The organism is Novosphingobium sp. PhB165 (assembly GCF_004341845.1).
Classification (GTDB): Bacteria; Pseudomonadota; Alphaproteobacteria; order Sphingomonadales; family Sphingomonadaceae; genus Novosphingobium.
This window is the reverse complement of sequence record NZ_SLVB01000006.1, coordinates 91,685-108,594: the sequence shown is the minus strand read 5'-3', so window position 1 is coordinate 108,594 and position 16,910 is coordinate 91,685. Positions and strand designations below refer to the sequence as shown.

12 protein-coding genes are annotated in these 16,910 nt (G+C 67.2%); 9 read left to right on the top strand and 3 right to left on the bottom strand.

Annotation, left to right across the window (positions count from 1 at the left end; genetic code table 11):
* Positions 1–6: 6 nt before the first annotated feature.
* On the bottom strand, positions 7–2,103 hold the full coding sequence (locus EDF56_RS17565; protein ID WP_132389841.1) for a S9 family peptidase: 2,097 nt from the start codon (positions 2,101–2,103) through the stop codon (positions 7–9).
* Positions 2,104–2,410: 307 nt separating this feature from the next.
* Between EDF56_RS17565 and EDF56_RS17560 the strand changes: the two genes are divergently transcribed.
* The 5 genes from EDF56_RS17560 to EDF56_RS17540 all read left to right on the top strand — a co-directional run bounded on the left by EDF56_RS17560 (position 2,411) and on the right by EDF56_RS17540 (position 7,915).
* On the top strand, positions 2,411–4,243 hold the full coding sequence (locus tag EDF56_RS17560) for an aminopeptidase P family protein (protein WP_132389839.1): 1,833 nt from the start codon (positions 2,411–2,413) through the stop codon (positions 4,241–4,243).
* Positions 4,244–4,311: 68 nt separating this feature from the next.
* Complete coding sequence (locus EDF56_RS17555) at positions 4,312–4,728, top strand: cupin domain-containing protein (protein WP_132389837.1); 417 nt, start codon at positions 4,312–4,314, stop codon at positions 4,726–4,728.
* Positions 4,729–4,979: 251 nt separating this feature from the next.
* Complete coding sequence (locus EDF56_RS17550) at positions 4,980–5,654, top strand: EF-hand domain-containing protein (RefSeq protein ID WP_132389835.1); 675 nt, start codon at positions 4,980–4,982, stop codon at positions 5,652–5,654.
* 26 nt (positions 5,655–5,680) lie between these two features.
* On the top strand, positions 5,681–6,415 hold the full coding sequence (locus tag EDF56_RS17545) for a response regulator (protein ID WP_132389833.1): 735 nt from the start codon (positions 5,681–5,683) through the stop codon (positions 6,413–6,415).
* Positions 6,416–6,496: 81 nt separating this feature from the next.
* Entirely contained in the window at positions 6,497–7,915 is a 1,419-nt protein-coding gene (locus EDF56_RS17540) for an ATP-binding protein (protein ID WP_243652666.1), read from the top strand.
* A 336-nt stretch (positions 7,916–8,251) separates the two neighbouring features.
* Here the strand turns inward: EDF56_RS17540 and EDF56_RS17535 are convergent, their stop codons facing one another.
* Both EDF56_RS17535 and EDF56_RS17530 read right to left on the bottom strand, forming a co-directional pair.
* Positions 8,252–10,924, bottom strand: a complete 2,673-nt coding sequence (locus EDF56_RS17535) for a M1 family metallopeptidase (RefSeq protein WP_132389831.1) — start codon at positions 10,922–10,924, stop codon at positions 8,252–8,254.
* A gap of 4 nt (positions 10,925–10,928) precedes the next feature.
* Positions 10,929–12,527, bottom strand: coding sequence for a helicase HerA-like domain-containing protein (locus EDF56_RS17530; RefSeq protein WP_132389829.1), 1,599 nt, complete (start codon positions 12,525–12,527; stop codon positions 10,929–10,931).
* A 182-nt stretch (positions 12,528–12,709) separates the two neighbouring features.
* On the opposite strand from EDF56_RS17530, the gene pabB reads away from it, so the two are divergent.
* Genes pabB through arfB form a run of 4 tightly spaced genes read left to right on the top strand, consistent with a single transcriptional unit; the run spans position 12,710 to position 16,781 of the window.
* Entirely contained in the window at positions 12,710–14,530 is a 1,821-nt protein-coding gene (gene pabB / locus EDF56_RS17525; RefSeq protein ID WP_132389827.1) for an aminodeoxychorismate synthase component I, read from the top strand.
* A 13-nt stretch (positions 14,531–14,543) separates the two neighbouring features.
* On the top strand, positions 14,544–15,713 hold the full coding sequence (locus EDF56_RS17520) for a pyridoxal phosphate-dependent aminotransferase (protein WP_132389825.1): 1,170 nt from the start codon (positions 14,544–14,546) through the stop codon (positions 15,711–15,713).
* Position 15,714: 1 nt separating this feature from the next.
* On the top strand, positions 15,715–16,368 hold the full coding sequence (locus EDF56_RS17515; RefSeq protein ID WP_132389823.1) for an RNA pseudouridine synthase: 654 nt from the start codon (positions 15,715–15,717) through the stop codon (positions 16,366–16,368).
* Positions 16,365–16,781, top strand: coding sequence for an alternative ribosome rescue aminoacyl-tRNA hydrolase ArfB (arfB, locus tag EDF56_RS17510; protein ID WP_132389821.1), 417 nt, complete (start codon positions 16,365–16,367; stop codon positions 16,779–16,781). Before EDF56_RS17515 ends, arfB begins: the two co-directional genes overlap by 4 nt.
* Positions 16,782–16,910 lie beyond the last annotated feature (129 nt).

Here is a 16,910-nt window from a genome sequence, read left to right as displayed (position 1 = left end):
GCGCCCTCAGCCTTCGATGCCAAGCTGCCAGAGGATGAAGGCGAATTCCTCCGCCGTTTCCTTCAGGCTTTCGAAGCGGCCGGACTTGCCGCCGTGGCCCGCGCCCATGTTGGTCTTGAGGATCAGCTCGTTGCGGTCGGTCTTCACCTCACGCAGCTTCGCCACCCACTTGGCCGGTTCCCAATAGGTCACGCGCGGGTCGTTAAGGCCCGCCGTCACCATCAGCGGCGGATAGGCCTGCGCCTTGACCTGATCGTAAGGCGAATAGCTGAGGATCAGCTCGAAAGCGGCCTTGTCCTCGATCGGATTGCCCCACTCCGGCCACTCGCCCGGAGTCAGCGGCAGGGTATCGTCGAGCATCGTGTTGAGCACGTCCACGAAGGGCACATGCGCCACTACCGCGCCGAACAGATCGGGATCGGAGTTGATCACCGCGCCCATCAGCTCGCCGCCCGCCGATCCGCCGGAGATCGAGATCTTGCCCGGCGCAGTAAAGCCGCGTTCGACAAGGCCCTTGGCCACGTCCACGAAGTCATTGAACGTATTGGTGCGCTTTTCGAGCTTGCCCGCCTTGTACCAGGCCCGGCCCATGTCGTCGCCGCCCCGGATATGCGCGATGGCATAAGCGAAGCCGCGATCGACAAGGCTGAGCCGCGTGGTCGAGAAGCCCGGATCGATGGAGATGCCGTAAGCGCCGTAACCGTAGAGATGCAGCGGCCCGGCCCCGACGCGATCGCGGCGATAGACCACCGAAACCGGCACCGGCGTACCATCGCGCGCGACGATCTCCAGCCGTTCGGTAGCATAGAGCGCGGCGTCGTAGCCCGAGGGGATTTCCTGCACCTTGAGCACGTCCAACGTGCGCGCGGCCACGTCATAATCATAGACCGTCGAGGGGCTGACCATCGATTCGTAGGTCAGACGCAGCGTCGTCACATGCCATTCGGGATTGTTGGCGAGACCGGCCGAATAGCTCGCCTCGGGGAACGAGATCGGCTCCACGCGGGCGGGATCGTCGTAGTAACGCACCTCGATCCGGTCGAGCCCGGCCCCGGCCCCCACCGTCTTGCGGCCCTCGACCACGTAGAAGTCGCGGAACAGGTCGGTGCCGGTCAGGTAGAACGCGTCGGTGCCTTCGATCAGCGTGGTCCATTCGCCGGGATTGGCGAGCGGCGCGGTGGCAAGGCGGAAGTTCTCGTGCGTGTCGTTGGTGTGGATGTAGAGCACGCCCTCGCGCTCATCGACATCGTACTCCACACCCTTCCGGCGCGGCTTGACGAGGATCTGTTCGCCCAGCGGATCGGCGGCGGACACGAGGCGGGTTTCGCTGGTTTCGTGATCGCTGCTGCCGATCAGCAGCCACTTCTCGTTGGCCGAGAGCGAGGAGCCGACGCGGAAGCCCTCGTCATCCTCGTGGTACAGCTCGACATCGCTTTCCAGCGGCTGGCCCAGCCAGTGCAGGCGGGCATTGTCGGTGCGCCACTGCTCGTTGGCGAGCGAGTAGACGAGGCCCTTGTCGTCCGCGACCCAGACGAGCGCGGACAGCGTGCCCGGAATCTCGTCCGCCAGCAGTTCGCCGGTGACAAGGTCCTTGATATGGACGGTGAAGCGCTCGGAGCCGTTGTCGTCCACCGAATAGGCCAGCAGCTTGCCGTTGGCACTGGTGGAGATGGCGCCAAGGTTGAAGTAGTCCTTGCCCTCGGCCAGCGCCACTTCGTCAAGGATCAGCTCGTCGGCGGAACCGTCATCCCTGGCGCCGACCGGCCGGCGCCACCACTTCTTGTACTCGGCGGCTTCCTCGAACTCGATCCAGTAGAGGTAATCGCCGTCCTTCTGCGGCACCGACTTGTCGGCTTCCTTGATCCGCGCGCGCATTTCCTTGAACAGCGCGTCGATCTTGCCCTGCTGGCCGGCCATGCGGCCTTCGAACCACTGGTTCTCGGCCTCAAGATGCGCGAGCACTTCCTTGTCGGTGACTTCCGGATAGCCGGCATCGCGCAGCCATGCGTAATCGTCCTCGACGGTCACGCCGTGACGGGTGAAGCTCTGCGGCTTCTTCGCCGCCTGTGGAGGACCTGCAAGGGTCTGGGTGGAATCTGCCATGGGCACGATCTAGGGCCTGCCTCGCGAAAGGGAAAGTGTCGCGCTTGTCGATAACGGAGCCTTGGCCGCCATCAACCACCCAGCCTCCCAAACCAATCCCGTCGCGGGGGCCCCGCTTCCTTCTCGCCACGCCCGCCAAGAAAGCGGGGTCCCCGCCTTCGCGGGGACGACGAAGGAGTGGATGCAGGCATTTCACCACGTGTTCGTGCCCACTTTCTGCGCAGCAATTGCCAGCCCCGATGCTTTCCCTTCCGCAGCACGGGCCCTATGTTGGCCCCATGACCCCCGCAAGCCGGATACCGAATCCATGTTGATGAATACCCATGAGGCGCGGCTCGATGCCCTGCGCCAGGAACTCAAGTCGCGCGGCCTCGATGGCTTCGTGATTCCGATCAGCGACGAGCACATGAGCGAATATGTCGGCGCCTATGCGCAGCGGCTCGCCTGGCTCACCGGCTTCGGCGGCTCCGCCGGGACCGCCGTGGTGCTGACCGATTCGCGGCTCTCTCCGAGCGCCGCGATGTTCGTCGACGGCCGCTACACGCTGCAAGTGCGCGAACAGGTCGACGGCAAGTTCTATGCCTATGAAAGCGTGCCACAAACCAGCCCCGCGCGCTGGCTGGGCGAGCATGCCCCCAAGGGTGCGAAGATCGGCTACGACGCCTGGCTCCACGGCTCGAAGTGGGCCGAAGCCGCGCAGGCCGCGCTCGCCGCGAAGGGCGCCACGCTCGTCCCCGTGAACGGCAATCCGATCGACGCAGTGTGGCAGGACCAGCCGCTGCCCTCGCCCGCGCCCGCGATTGTCCATGACGACGGCCTTGCCGGCCGGTCGAGCAAGGCCAAGCGCGCCGAAGTGTCCGAATGGCTCACCGCGCGCGGGCTCGACGCCACGGTCATCTCCGCGCTCGATTCGGTGGCATGGCTGCTCAACATTCGCGGCACCGACGTGGATCACACGCCGGTAGCGCTGTCCTACGTCGTCGCGCACGCAAACGGCACCGCCGATCTCTACATCGCCGACGAGAAGGTCACGCCCGAACTGCGCCGCCATCTCGGCAATGCGGTGACGGTGCTGCCGCGCGATGCCTTCATCGCCGGGCTGGAGAAGCTTTCCGGCAAGCGCGTCGCGGTCGATCCCGACAATGCCGTGGCCGCGATCTTCGAGACGCTGCGCAAGGCGGGCGCCACCGTGATCGAGGAACGCGATCCGACGATCCTGCCCAAGGCCGTGAAGAACGCGGTCGAGCAGCAGGGCCAGCGCGAGGCGCAGGCGATCGACGGCGTGGCCGTGGCACGCTTCCTCCACTGGCTCGCGGTCGAAGGGCCGAAGGGCGAGATCACCGAGATGAGCGCGGCCGCCAAGCTGCTCGAATTCCGCCAGCGCTGCGGCGACTTGCGCGATCTCTCGTTCGACACGATCTCCGCTGCGGGGCCGAACGGCGCCAGCCCGCACTACCGCGTCACCGAGGAATCGAGCCTGACGCTGGAGCCGGAGAGCGTCTACCTCGTCGATTCGGGCGGCCAGTATCCCTGCGGCACCACCGACATCACCCGCACCGTGTGGATCGGCACCGGCGAACCTCTCGCCGAAGTGAAGGACCGCTTCACCCGCGTACTCAAGGGCAATATCGCCATCGACCGCGCGGTCTTCCCCAAGGGCACCAACGGCAGCCAGCTCGACGTGCTGGCGCGCCAGTTCCTGTGGTCGGTCGGGCTCGACTATGCCCATGGCACCGGCCACGGCGTCGGCAGCTTCCTCTCGGTCCACGAAGGCCCGCAGCGCATCGCCAAGGCGGCGGGCGGTCAGGCCGGCACCGCGCAGGAACTGATCCCCGGCATGATCCTCAGCGACGAGCCGGGCTATTACAAGGCCGGCGAATACGGCATCCGCATCGAGAACCTGGTGCTGGTCGAAACGCGCGAATTCGCGGGTGCGGACGGCGAGTACTACGGCTTCGAGACGCTGACGCTTGCGCCGATCGAGCGCCGCCTTGTCGACACCGCGCTGCTCTCGTCCGAGGAAACCGCGTGGTGGAACGCCTACCACGCCCGCGTGCGCGACGTGATCGCCCCGCAGCTTGCGGGCGCGGACGATGCAGCGACTTTGGCCTGGCTCGAAGAGCAGTGCGCCCCGCTCTGAGCTTGTAGCGGAGCATTCACGGCAGTAGCCTCCTTCCGGCAAGCGCATTGCCGGAAGGAGCGCGCCACATGACCGACGAGTCGCCGCAAACCGGGGCCCTCAGCCTCGAAACCTATCCCGTCCACCTTGGCCTCGGTGCCCGTGCCGAGGCGCAACCTGCCTTCACCGGCATGGAATGGTACGCCGACTACGCGGCCCGCACCGAGGCCGACGGCGCCGAGGGACGGCTCGTCTCGATGTACGAATTCACCGAAAGCTGGACCTCGTGGGAAATGCACCCTGCGGGCGACGAGCTGGTGGTCTGCCTGACCGGGACGATCACGCTCCATCAGGAACTGGCGGACGGCGACAAGCGGACCGTCACGATCTCCGCCGGGCAATATGCGATCAATCCTCCCGGAGCGTGGCACACCGCTGACATCTCCGCCCCTGCCAGCGCGCTGTTCGTGACGGCCGGGATGGGCACCGAGAACCGGCCGCGCTGAGAGTCTGTTTGAATCCGGCCATGGCCGGATTTGGGGGAGTGGCCTCTGTTTCCTTGCGTCCGCATGAACCCGGTGCCAGACTTGTGACAATTAACGACAATAATCGGGCGGACCGGCACAACTGCGCGACAAGCGAGGCTTAAAAAACAAGGCTGAAAGCTGCGGGGCAGTTCTTCCCCTCCCTTCCCCCGCCCCGCGGCTTTCGCTGTATTTTCGCGCCGTATTCCTGACGGGAACAGACGAGAACCGATATGACGAATCGCCTGACCAAGCTTGCCATCGGCCTCTCCGCCGCCGCGCTGACGATCAGCGGCGTGGCCGTTGCCCAGACGCCCCAGAGTGCCGGTCGCCCCGGACACGATTTCAAGGCCGACGCCAATGGCGACGGCACCGTCACCCGCGCCGAAGCGCAGGCCGCTGCCGAAGCGGCGTTCGCCCGGCTCGACGTCAACAAGGACGGCAAGATCGATCAGGCCGACCGCGACGCCCGCCGCGCGCAAATGCGCGAAGAGCAGTTCAAGCGCCTCGACACCAATGGTGACGGCTCGATCTCGAAGGCCGAATTCATGGCCGATCGGGGGCCCGGAAACGGTGCCCCCGGTAACTGGGGCCCGGGCAAGCGTGGCCCCGGCGATCACGGCGGGCGCGGACCGGGCGGCGACCGCGGCCCCGGCGGTTTCGGCGGGCGCGGTGACATGGCCGGCATGGCCGGCGCCAACAAGGACGGCTCCGTGACCAAGGCCGAATTCGTGGCCGCCGCCATGAACCGCTTCGACAAGATGGACACCAACAAGGACGGTCAGGTCACCCGCGAAGAGCGGCAGGCCGCGCGCCAGCAGATGCGGGCCCAGCACCCGGACTGGCATCGTGGAGGCAACCGCCCCGCTCCTTCAGCCCCGGCTCCGGCCACCACGCCGGGCAATTGACCGGCTAAATCCGTGACTGGATGCAGATGAACGATACCGCGCCCGCCCGCCTGCTGCTCGTTGACGACGAGGCGGCGCTTCGTGAGCCCCTGGCCGAGTACCTCTCGCGCCAGGGGTTTGCCGTCAGTCAGGCCCGCAGCGCGGCGGAGGCCCGCAGCCTGCTCCGCGACGAAAAGCCCGATCTCGTCCTGCTCGACATCATGATGCCCGGCGAGGACGGCCTGTCGCTCTGCCGCCACCTTGTGGAGGCGCAGGACGTGCCGGTGATCTTCCTCACCGCGCGCGGCGAGGCGACCGACCGCATCGTCGGCCTCGAAATCGGCGCCGACGACTACGTGGTGAAACCCTTCGAGCCGCGCGAACTGGTCGCCCGCATCCGCAGCGTCCTGCGCCGCGCCGCCCGCACCGCCGCGCCCGCGCCGGAGAACGAGGTCTTCGCCTTCGAAGGCTGGCAGCTCGATCCGCTCAAGCGCCGCCTGACCGATACCGAAGGCGCCGTCGTGGTGATCTCCTCGGTCGAATTCCGCCTGCTCATGGCCTTCCTCGAACACCCCCGCCAGGTGCTCAACCGCGACCGCCTGCTCGACATGGTGCAGGGCCGCGAGGCGCATCTGTTCGACCGCGCGGTGGACAATCAGGTCAGCCGCCTGCGCCGCAAGATCGAGGTTGATTCGCGCAATCCGCAGCTGATCCAGACGGTCTGGGGCGGCGGCTACATGCTGGCCGCCGATGTCCGCCGCATGGCCGTGCCGGCGGATTGAGCCCGAACCGATGACCGCTTTTTCCCTTTTCGCCCGGAAATGACCTTGAACCGCTTGCGCCTGCCGCGCCCCCACAGCCTGATGGGCCAAATGCTGCTCGCCGTGGCGGCAGCGCTGCTGCTGGTGCAGGGACTGGGCGCCTTCCTCGTCTACCGCGCCCAGCGCGAGGGCTATGAGGCAGGCATGCTCAATGCCGCCGTGTTCCGGCTGATCATGGAAACGCGCGGCCCGCGCGGGCTCGTCCGGCACCAGAACGGCCGCCCGAACGACACGCCGGGGCCGCTCTCCGGCCCGCCGCCCAAGGGTTACCACCTCGAATACAGCACCAGCTCGCCCGCCATGCCCGGCGAGGCCCGCGATGCCGAAGCCGAAGCCGATCTCGCGAAAATCCTGGCCGAGCAGGACTTCGCCGTCCGCGAAGTCGTCGTCGTCCACCGGGCGGCCGGGAGCGACCGCTATGCCCGGCGCGGCCTGCTGCGCCGTGCCGCCAGCTACGGCCTCTCGCACGACGAGACATCGGGCCTGATGCGCTCCAACCTCATGGTCGTGGGCGTGCGCACCAGCGACGAGGGCAGCTGGATCGTCGCCCGCGTGCGCGCGCCGCGCCCCGAAAACGTGCTGCTGGGGCCGATCCTGATCCAGACGATCAGCATCTACATCGTGCTGATGGCGGCGGTGGCGCTGATCCTGCGGCGCATCACCCGCCCGCTCGCCGCGCTGACCCGCCGCCTCGAACGCTTCGCGGAAACGCAGGACCTTGATGGCCAGCTTCCGCCCTCGGGGCCCGAGGACATGCAGCGCCTGATCGTGGCGCACAACGCCATGGAATCGCGCATCGCCGCCCTGCTCGACGAGAAGGACGTGATGCTCGGCGCCATCGGCCACGATCTCAAGACCCCGCTGGCGGCGCTGCGCGTGCGCATCGAATCGGTGACCGACGACGTCGAACGCGGCCGCATGGCCACGACCATCGAGGACATCGTCCGCACGCTCGACGACATCCTTTCGCTCGCCCGCGTCGGCCGCCCGAGCGACCCGCGCGAACGCACCGAACTGTCCGCGCTGATCTTCTCGGTGATCGAGGAGTACGAGGACATGGGCGAGCCGGTCGAAGTGGGCGAGACCGAGCGCGTGGCGCTGGAACTGCGCCCGACGTGGATCCGCCGCGCGCTGCGCAACCTGATCGGCAATGCCCTGCGCTACGGCGAGCGCGCCCGCGTTTCACTAACCCGCGAGGATTCGCGCGAGGGCCGCCACGCCGTGATCGTGATCGACGACGACGGCCCGGGCATCGCCGAGGATTCGATCGAGGCGATGATGAACCCCTTCACGCGCGGCGACCCGTCGCGCAACAGCGCCACCGGCGGCGCCGGCCTCGGCCTCGCCCTCGCCCGCGCCATTGCCGAACAGCACGGCGGCGCGCTGACCCTGTCGAACCGGCTCGCGGCGGACGGTACCGTGCAGGGCCTGCGAGCAAAGCTGGAACTGCCGGTGGGGTGAGGCCGAAGGCCGGTTTCCAGTCCGCCCAAAGCCTTTCTATCCCCCCGTCGTCCCCGTGAAGGCGGGGATCCCGATCTTCTTCTCATCCGCCGCGCATGAGGGCTTCGACAAGCTCAGCCTGAGCGGGATCGGACGTACGCCGAAACGCCGAAGGAACTGCGCGGAATTGCAGTTCTGAGCCCGATGGCTCCCACCGCCCACTCCCCGTCATCCTGAACTTGTTTCAGGATCCATTTCTCCGTTCAGACGGCGGTTCGATCGGCGCGATGGATCCTGAAACAAGTTCAGGATGACGCTGGTTTAGGGGGAAGGCAGGACGAGAAGCAGACGCCACCCCTACTTCATAGTCACGAAATCCCCGTCGATCTGCGCGCCCACAAGGTCGTCCAGCAATCCGCAGTTGCGCACCCGCTCGCTCGCCCGCGCGAGTTCCAGCGCGCCCGGCGTGCCCGCCAGACTCGGCCCGAAATCGCGCGTGATCTGCGCCGCCTTGTCGACCGAGCAGTAGCGTCCCAGCATCTGCGGCAGGCGCGTCGCGAAGAACTGGCCCCCGCTCGCGGTGACAAGGTCGTCCAGATGCGTCACCGCCCACTGGTAACCGATGTCGCGCGTGGCGCTGCGGGCCATCACGCCGTCGAGGAAGCTCAGCCGCTCGCCCTCGCGCAGGCGCGGGTCCTGAAGATCGAGCAGCCATGCCGCCAGCTTGGTATCGCCCGTCCGCGCCGCCGCCGCCAGCGCGGCAGGCCGGAACACCGGGTCTTCGGAGGTCAGCGCTTTCTCCACCAGCGTCCGCGCGGCCGGGGCGCCTTGCTGGAACAGGTAGACATCGAGCGCGTGATCCATCCACGCCGGGTCGAGCGCGGCGCTATCGCCGCCGAGATAAGCTTCCATCGCTTGCGCCAACTGGTCGCGAAGCTTGCCGCCGCGGCTGGTCGCGAGCAATGCCTCGACCACCTGCACGCGTCGCTGGCTGTGCGCCGGCGCTTCTCCGGCATAGACGCCCGCGCGCGGATCGAAGCCGAATTCCTTGAGCAGCGGCACATAGAGCCGCTCACGCACGACGTTGAAGCCCTGCCGCCCGCGCGCGCTGACAAGGCCCTGCATCACATAGCCCGAGAGCGCCTCGAACGGCGCATCGGCGGCGTGCGGATCGGGATGGCGGATCAGCGCATGCGCAAGCTGGGCCATCTCGCCCACATTGCCGCGCCCCGCCCGGATCGAGGCATCGAGCGAATCGACCAGCGCCAGCGCCTCTCCAGCGGGCAGGCTGCCGGCCCCGGCGATCAGCGATTGCCAGTGCTGGCCGGTCAGTTCGAAGCGGTAATATCCGGCCCCGCCGGCATTCGGGAAGACCGGGCCGTTGCCCGGCACCACGAACGTCTGGGTCGGCCGGTCCATGATCGTGCACATACGTTCCGCCCCAGCCCGGCGCAGGCAGATCGGGATGATCCAGCGGCCCTCGGGCGGGGCGATCCCGGCGGTGGTGTAGCGCAGCTGGGTGATCGCCACGCGGTCCCCCTGCTGTTTCATCGCCAGGAGCGGGACGCCCTGCTGCTCAACGAAGCTGCGCATGGCCGGGACCAGCCGTGGGTCGCCCGCCACTTCGGCCAGCGCCGCGAAGAAGTCGGCGCTGGTGGCGGTGCCCTGCCGATGCGCGGCGATGTAGCGACGCACGCCTTCGCGGAAGCGATCCTCGCCCAGCCAGTCGGCGATCATGCCCACCACCCGGCCGCCCTTGCCATACGTGATCGAATCGAAGGCCGAATCGATCTGGTCGCTGGTCTCGATCGGCTGGCGGATCGGGCGGCCGGCCAGCAGCCCATCGATATCCATGGCTTGATAGCCCACGCCGAGCGCGTCCCCGGCGATGCCGAGATCGGGCCGCCACTCCTGCCCGGAACGGTAGCCGATCCAGTTGGCAAAGCTCTCGTTGAGCCAAAGATCGTCCCACCAGTCGGGCGTGACGAGGTCTCCGAACCACTGGTGGCCCAGCTCATGGCCGACGATCATGCCGAACTGGCGCTGCTGCTGGACCGGCGCATTGGCGTCCATCACCAGAATGTCGTCGCGGTAGAGGTCGGCCCCAGCATTTTCCATGGCGCCGGGCAGGATCGGGCTGGTGATCTGGTCCAGCTTGGGGAACGGGAAGCGCTCGCCGAAGTAGCTTTCCAACTGGGTGACGATGCGCTTGCTGCCCTCCAGCGCAAAGGCAAGCCGGTCGGCATTCTGGCGGGTGGAGACGATGCGCAGCGGCAGCGGCTCGGCGCGCTGCGGGGTGGGCGGAACTTCGCCCGAAAGCACCGCGAAAGGCCCGACCATGACGGCAACGAGATAAGTCGGCAGCGGCGGCACCGGCGCGAAGCGGTGGACGGCAAGCCCGCCCTCGACAGCAGGCGTGCCGATCTCGGGCCCGTTGCTGATCGCGACGAGCCCAGGCGGGGTGCGCAAGGTGACGGCGAAGGGAGTCTTGAAGCCGGGCTGATCGAAACCGGGAAAGGCCGCGCGCGCGTCGATCGACTGGAACTGGCTCCAGGCATACCAGGCGCCCTCCACTTCGACGCGGAACAGGCCGGAAGGGCCTTGTCCGAAGGCCGCCGTGTAATCGAAAGCGAGGGTGACGGGTCCGGCGGGCAGGTCCCGGTCGAACAGGACCTGGGCAAGGCCGTTGGAATCGAGCTGCCGCCATTGGCCGACCAGCGTCTGGCCGCCGACATGGGCCTCGACTTTCGCCACATCGAGGTCGCGTCCGTGCAGGAACACTTTAGGTGCACTTCGGGTCATGTTCACGTCGATCTCGACATGGCCCGAAAAGCGCGGTTTCGCGGGGTCTACGGTCAGGTCCAACCGGTAGGCCAGCGGCCGGACCGAATCGCCCAGACGGCCGAAGGGAAGGTCCGGCTTTTCCTGTGCGACGACCGGAGCGGCCTCCTTTTCCGCCACTTGTGCCAAAGCCCCGCCCGGCGCCGAAAGCAGCGCCAGAAACAGGACCAGACAACCGATAATCCGCATCAAGTCAGCGCATCAAGCCGCCGATAAGGTTGCGCGCGAAGCGGCCAAGCCCCGGAAAACCGATCGCTTTTCCAAAGGCATCGCCCACTGTCCCGGCCGCCGCGCTGGCAGCCGAAGCCTGGGGATTCGCGCGGCTTTTCCGGCCCTGCATCGACTGCGCGAGGATCGAACCGGCGCTCGCCGCCGCCGCGCCCGCCGCTGCCTTGGCAACCTTGCCGCCCAGCCCGTCCCACAGGCTGGGGCTCTTGCGTTCCTGCTTGCCGACCTCGGCCGCGCCCTTATCCGCCACTTCCTGCGCGGTGGCGGCGGCGTCGGCAGCCTTGGCGGCCAGCACTTCCTCCGCACTTTCGCGGTTTACCGGGGTGTCGTACTTGCCCACATAGGGGCTGATCGACTGGATGATCGCCCGCTCCTTGGGCTCGACCGGCCCCAGCCGCGAACGCGGCGGCGCGATCAGCGTGCGCTGGACGATCGTCGGCGCGCCCTCGCCATCGAGCGTGGAGACGAGCGCCTCGCCGACCTTCAGTTCGGTAATCACTTCAGCGACATTGAGCGCCGGATTGATGCGGAAGGTGTCCGCCGCCGCCTTGATCGCCTTCTGGTCGCGGGGGGTGAAAGCCCGCAGCGCATGCTGCACGCGGTTGCCGAGCTGGCCCGCGATCTGCTCGGGAATATCGATGGGATTCTGCGAGATGAAGTAGACGCCCACACCCTTCGAACGGACAAGACGGACGACCTGCTCGACTTTGTCCTGAAGCGCCTTGGGCGCATCGTCGAACAGCAGGTGGGCCTCGTCGAAGAAGAACACGAGCTTGGGCTTCTCCGGATCGCCGACCTCGGGCAGCACCTCGAACAGCTCGGACAGCAGCCACAGCAGGAACGTGGCGTAAAGCTTGGGGCTGCGCATCAGCTTGTCGGCCGCGAGCACGTTGATGTAGCCGCGCCCCTTATCGTCGCAGCGGATGAAATCGGCGATTTCCAGCGCCGGTTCGCCAAAGAACTGCGCCGCGCCCTGGCTGTCGAGCGTGAGAAGCTGGCGCTGGATGGTACCGACGCTGGCCTTGGTGATATTGCCGTACTTGGCCGAAAGCGCGGCCGCATTCTCGGCCGCATAGGCCAGCATGGCCTGCAAATCGGCAAGGTCCAGCAGCAGCAGGCCCTGCTCGTCGGCATAGCGAAAAACGACGTTGAGCACGCCTTCCTGCGTATCGTTGAGGTCCATCAGCCGGGACAGCAGCAGCGGCCCCATCTCCGAGATCGTGGTGCGGACGGGATGGCCCTGCTCACCGTAAATGTCCCAGAAAATCGCCGGATTGTCGGAATAGGCATATTCGGTCATGCCGATTTCCCTGGCCCGCGCTTCCAGCACGGCGGCATTCTTGAACTGCGGGCTACCCGACATGGAAATGCCCGAGAGATCGCCCTTCACGTCGGCAAGGAAAACCGGGACCCCGGCGGCGGAGAACTGTTCGGCGATGGTCTGGAGCGTGACTGTCTTGCCGGTGCCGGTCGCCCCGGCGACAAGGCCGTGGCGGTTGGCGCGGCTCAGCTGGAGGACTTGCCGTTCACCGTTGGAGCCGAGTCCCAGGAAAATCTCGTCCATTCATGCCTCCTTGCGCCCTTCGAAGGTGATAGTGCGCAGCTTGGGCAAGGGCGAGAGGGATTCTGCCCGGGCACGGACTTGATCGCCCGGAGGCAATGTTTCAGCCAATGTTTCGAGTAGGCCGGGCCTGCGCAGCGGACTGGTGCCGCCGGGCATCGGGCGCTAAAGGCAGCAACGCGAACATGCCCAAACCATTCATACTCCTTGATGACGCGCGCCACGAAGACGCCGCCGATGCGCGGATCTACCGCGATCCGGTGGAAATCGTCGTGGCCCGCACCGAGAGCGAAGTGCAGCCCGCACTCGCCCGGATCGAGGCACTGGTGGCCGAGGGCTTCCACCTTGCCGGCTACCTCGCCTACGAAGCGGGACTGGCGCTCGAACCCCGGCTTTCCGGCCTGCGTAAGGTGGAAGGGCCGTTGGTCTGGTTCGCCGCGTTCAAGGATTTCGAAACGATCCCCGCCGCTGAGGTTCCGCAGTGGCTTGCCCGGCAGGCCACACCGGGGCCCGTCGGCATCGGCCCGCTTGAACCGGACGTCTCGATCGGGGACTACACGCGCGCTTTCGACGCGGTCCATGCCGCCATCGAGGCAGGCGACATCTATCAGGTCAACCTGACCTACCCACTCGCCGGGCCCTGGCACGGCGATCCGCTGGCGCTCTACGCCGCGATCCGCCCGGCCGCCGCTGCCGGCTATGGCGCGGTGATCTGCGACGGCAGCGAATGGTTGCTGAGTTTCTCGCCCGAACTGTTCTTCGCGCTCGACAGCGGCACGGTCACCGTCCGCCCGATGAAAGGCACCCGCCCGCGCGGCCGCGACGCGGAGGAGGACGCCCGCCTGCGCGAGGAACTGGCCGCCAGCCCCAAGGATCGGGCCGAAAACCTCATGATCCTCGACCTCATGCGCAACGACCTGTCGCGCGTGGCCGAGGCCGGCAGCGTGGACGTGAAAGCGCCTTTCGCGATCGAGAGCTATCCCACGGTACACCAGATGGTCTCGACCGTCCGCGCGCGCCTCATGCCGGACAAGGGCGCGGTGGACTTGCTGCGGGCGCTGTTCCCCTGCGGTTCGATCACCGGCGCCCCGAAAATCCGGGCGATGGAACTGATCGCCGAAGTCGAGCGCGACGCGCGCGGGCCCTATTGCGGTTCAATCGGTTTCATCGAACCCTCTGGCGATGCCGCGTTCAATGTGGCAATCCGCACTTTACGGCTGACGGGGCGCCCGACAGGCGGCGATGGGGCGGCTGGCAACGTGACGACAGGACGCGCGGTTCTGGGTGTCGGTTCGGCGGTGGTCGCGGATTCACAAGCGCTTCCCGAATGGCGGGAATGCCTGGTCAAAGGGGGTTTCGTGCGAGATTCGGCAGGGGTAACCTCGCCCGCCAGTTTCGACCTGATCGAAACGATGCGTTTTACGCCCGAACAGGGCATCCCGCTGCTCGAACTGCATCTTGAGCGGGTCCGCACCAGCGCCGAGACGCTGGGCTTCAGCTTCGATCGCCACGCCGTGCGCAACGCTATCCAGGCGCTCTGCTTCGATGCCGATGCACCCGCGAAGCTGCGTCTCGTCGCCTCGCGCACGGGGGCCTACGCGCTCGAACTGGCGGAAATTCCGGCCTCGCGCGCCGAACCCATGGTGGTCGGCGTGCTGCCGCTGCCGGTCGACAGCGGCGATTGGCGGCTGCGCCACAAGACCAGCGACCGCGGCTTTTACGAAGCGGGCCTTGCCGTGGCGAAGGCCGCCGGCGCGCAGGAAGTGTTGTTCCTGCGCGATGACGGGCTCATCACCGAAGGCAGCTTCACCAGCGTTTTCGTGGAGCGCGAAGGCATGCTGCTGACGCCGCCCATCGCGCTGGGCCTGCTGCCCGGCGTGCTACGCCGCTCGCTGATCGAGCAGGGCCGTGCTGTCGAAGCGGAGCTAACGCTGGACGATCTCGCCGATGGCTTCCTGATCGGCAATTCTCTGCGCGGCCTTATGCCTGCCCAACTCCTCAAGTGATGCTGCCCGCCTGATGCATACATCCGCTGCCCTTTCCCGCATCGCCCCGTCCGGGACGACCGCGATGACCGACCGCGCCATCGAACTGCGCGAATCCGGGATCGACGTGATCTCGCTCTCGGTCGGCGAGCCCGATTTCCCGACGCCCCCGCACGTGATCGAAGCCGCCAAGGCCGCGCTCGACGGCGGGCAGACCCGCTACACGGCGGTCGGCGGCACATCGCAGCTCAAGCAGGCCGCCGCGCTGCACTTCGCCCGCGATCTCGGCATCGAGGTTCCGACTTCGCAAGTGACGGTGAGCGCGGGCGGCAAGCAGGCGATCTTCCACGCCATGCTGGCGACGGTAAGCGAAGGCGACGAAGTGATCGTACCCTCGCCGTGGTGGGTCAGCTACCCCGAGATCATTCGCTTCGCGGGCGGCAAGGTCGTGCCACTGCTGACCGCCGCCAAGGACAACTTCCGCTTCACGCCCGCAGATCTGGAAGCGCAGATCGGCCCGCGCACGCTCTGGGTGCTGCTCAACAGCCCCGGCAACCCGACCGGCGCCTACTATCCTGAGGACATGCTGCGCGGCATCGGCGAAGTGCTGCGCCGCCACCCGCGCGTGATGGTGCTGTCCGACGATATCTACGCGCCGATCAACTATACCGGCCGCCCGCACGCGACGCTCGCCAACCTCTGCCCGGACCTTGCCGACCGCATCCTGACGGTCTCCGGCGTGTCCAAGAGTCACGCGATGACCGGCTTCCGCATCGGCGTCGCCGCCGGGCCACAATGGCTGATCAAGGCGATGGAAAAGCTCCAGTCGCATTCCTCGGGCAATCCCTGCTCGATCAGCCAGGCCGCCGCCGTTGCCGCTTTCGCGGGACCGCAGGATTTTCTGGCCGACTGGCGCGAGCGTTTCCGAGTTCGGCGTGATAAGGTCGTCGCGGCGATCAACGCGATTCCCGGTCTGTCGACACCCACGCCCGATGGCGCCTTCTACTGCATGATCGACGCTTCGCCGCTGATGGACCGCTTCGGCGGCGACGACATGAAGCTGGCGCTGCATTTGCTGGAACACGGCGTGGCGCTGGTCCCGGCTTCGGCCTTCGGCGGCCGCGACGGCTTCCGCATCAGTTTCGCCGCAGACGACGCGCGGCTCGAAGAAGCGCTACGGCGCATAGAGAAAGCATTGACGTAACATGGAACTGGAAATCCTCTTCGAGGACGGCGAGGCGCTGGTCATCGACAAGCCCGGCGGCCTTCCGCTCGACCGCCCGCGCGCCGGCGGTCCCAGCCTCGAAGACCGGCTCGATGAGCTGACGCTCGGCTTCCAGCGCCTGCCGATGCCGGTGCACCGGCTTGACCGCGATACCTCGGGCTGCCTCCTGCTGGCCCGCAATCCCAAGGCGCTGAAGCGCTTCTCCGCCGCGTTCGAGGAGAAGACGGTCAAGAAGCGCTACCTCGGGATCATTGCCGGGACGCTTAGCGAAGAGGAAGGCACGATCGCGCTCAACCTCTCCAAGGTGAGCACGGCCAAGGACGGCTGGCGCATGATCCCGGCCAAAAAGGGCAAGCCTGCCGTCACCCACTGGCGCAAGCTGGACGAGCGGAACGGCCTCACGCTGGTCGAATTCCGCCCCGAGACCGGCCGCACGCACCAGATCCGCGTCCATGCCGCTTCGGGCCTTGGCCACCCGCTGCTGGGCGATCCGGTTTACGGTTCCAGCAAGGGCGCGCCGCGCACCATGCTCCACGCGGCAGGCCTCACCGTGCCGCGCGGCGACAAGGAACCGGTCGTGGCCGTGGCACCGCTGCCGGCGGACTTCGCCGCGCTCGGCTTCAGCGATGAATGAGCGAGGTTGAAGAGACCGTCGGTCGCGCGCAGGCCTTGGCGAGCGAGAGCTTCATCGCCGCCTCCGGGCCGGGCGGCCAGAACGTCAACAAAGTGGCGACGGCGGTTCAGTTGCGGCTCAACGTCTACGCGCTGCGTCTGGCTCCGCCGGTGTTCGCGCGGCTGAAGGAACTGGCGGGTAGCCGGATGACCTCGGGCGGGGAACTGATGTTCACCGCCCGCCGCTTCCGCACGCAGGAAGCCAACCGCGCCGACGCGCGCGAGCGGCTCGCCGAAATGCTGCGCGATGCGCACAAACTGCCCGAAAAGCGCGCCAAGAGCCGCCTCAACCGCGTGGGCAAGGAGCAGCGCCTGAAGGGCAAGAAGCTGCGCGGATCGGTCAAGGCCGGGCGCGGCAAAGTCAGCTTCGACTAGGCGCTTCGCCATTTCCCCATCCCCCGCTCATCCTGAGCTTGTCGAAGGATAGGCAACCTCGCGCCGCATGGGGCTTCGACAGGCTCAGCCTGAGCGGGAGGAGAATGTCGACGGAAGCGATTGCGGCAC

Excerpts from the sequence above, each read along its gene's own strand:
- EDF56_RS17565 (WP_132389841.1), bottom strand. The coding sequence starts at position 2,103 with ATGGCAGATTCCACCCAGACCCTTGCAGGTCCTCCACAGGCGGCGAAG.
- EDF56_RS17555 (WP_132389837.1), top strand. The coding sequence starts at position 4,312 with ATGACCGACGAGTCGCCGCAAACCGGGGCCCTCAGCCTCGAAACCTAT.
- EDF56_RS17520 (WP_132389825.1), top strand. The coding sequence starts at position 14,544 with ATGCATACATCCGCTGCCCTTTCCCGCATCGCCCCGTCCGGGACGACC.
- EDF56_RS17535 (WP_132389831.1), bottom strand. The coding sequence starts at position 10,924 with ATGCGGATTATCGGTTGTCTGGTCCTGTTTCTGGCGCTGCTTTCGGCG.
- pabB (WP_132389827.1), top strand. The coding sequence starts at position 12,710 with ATGCCCAAACCATTCATACTCCTTGATGACGCGCGCCACGAAGACGCC.
- arfB (WP_132389821.1), top strand. The coding sequence starts at position 16,365 with ATGAGCGAGGTTGAAGAGACCGTCGGTCGCGCGCAGGCCTTGGCGAGC.
- EDF56_RS17515 (WP_132389823.1), top strand. The coding sequence starts at position 15,715 with ATGGAACTGGAAATCCTCTTCGAGGACGGCGAGGCGCTGGTCATCGAC.
- EDF56_RS17540 (WP_243652666.1), top strand. The coding sequence starts at position 6,497 with ATGGGCCAAATGCTGCTCGCCGTGGCGGCAGCGCTGCTGCTGGTGCAG.
- EDF56_RS17560 (WP_132389839.1), top strand. The coding sequence starts at position 2,411 with ATGTTGATGAATACCCATGAGGCGCGGCTCGATGCCCTGCGCCAGGAA.
- EDF56_RS17545 (WP_132389833.1), top strand. The coding sequence starts at position 5,681 with ATGAACGATACCGCGCCCGCCCGCCTGCTGCTCGTTGACGACGAGGCG.
- EDF56_RS17550 (WP_132389835.1), top strand. The coding sequence starts at position 4,980 with ATGACGAATCGCCTGACCAAGCTTGCCATCGGCCTCTCCGCCGCCGCG.
- EDF56_RS17530 (WP_132389829.1), bottom strand. The coding sequence starts at position 12,527 with ATGGACGAGATTTTCCTGGGACTCGGCTCCAACGGTGAACGGCAAGTC.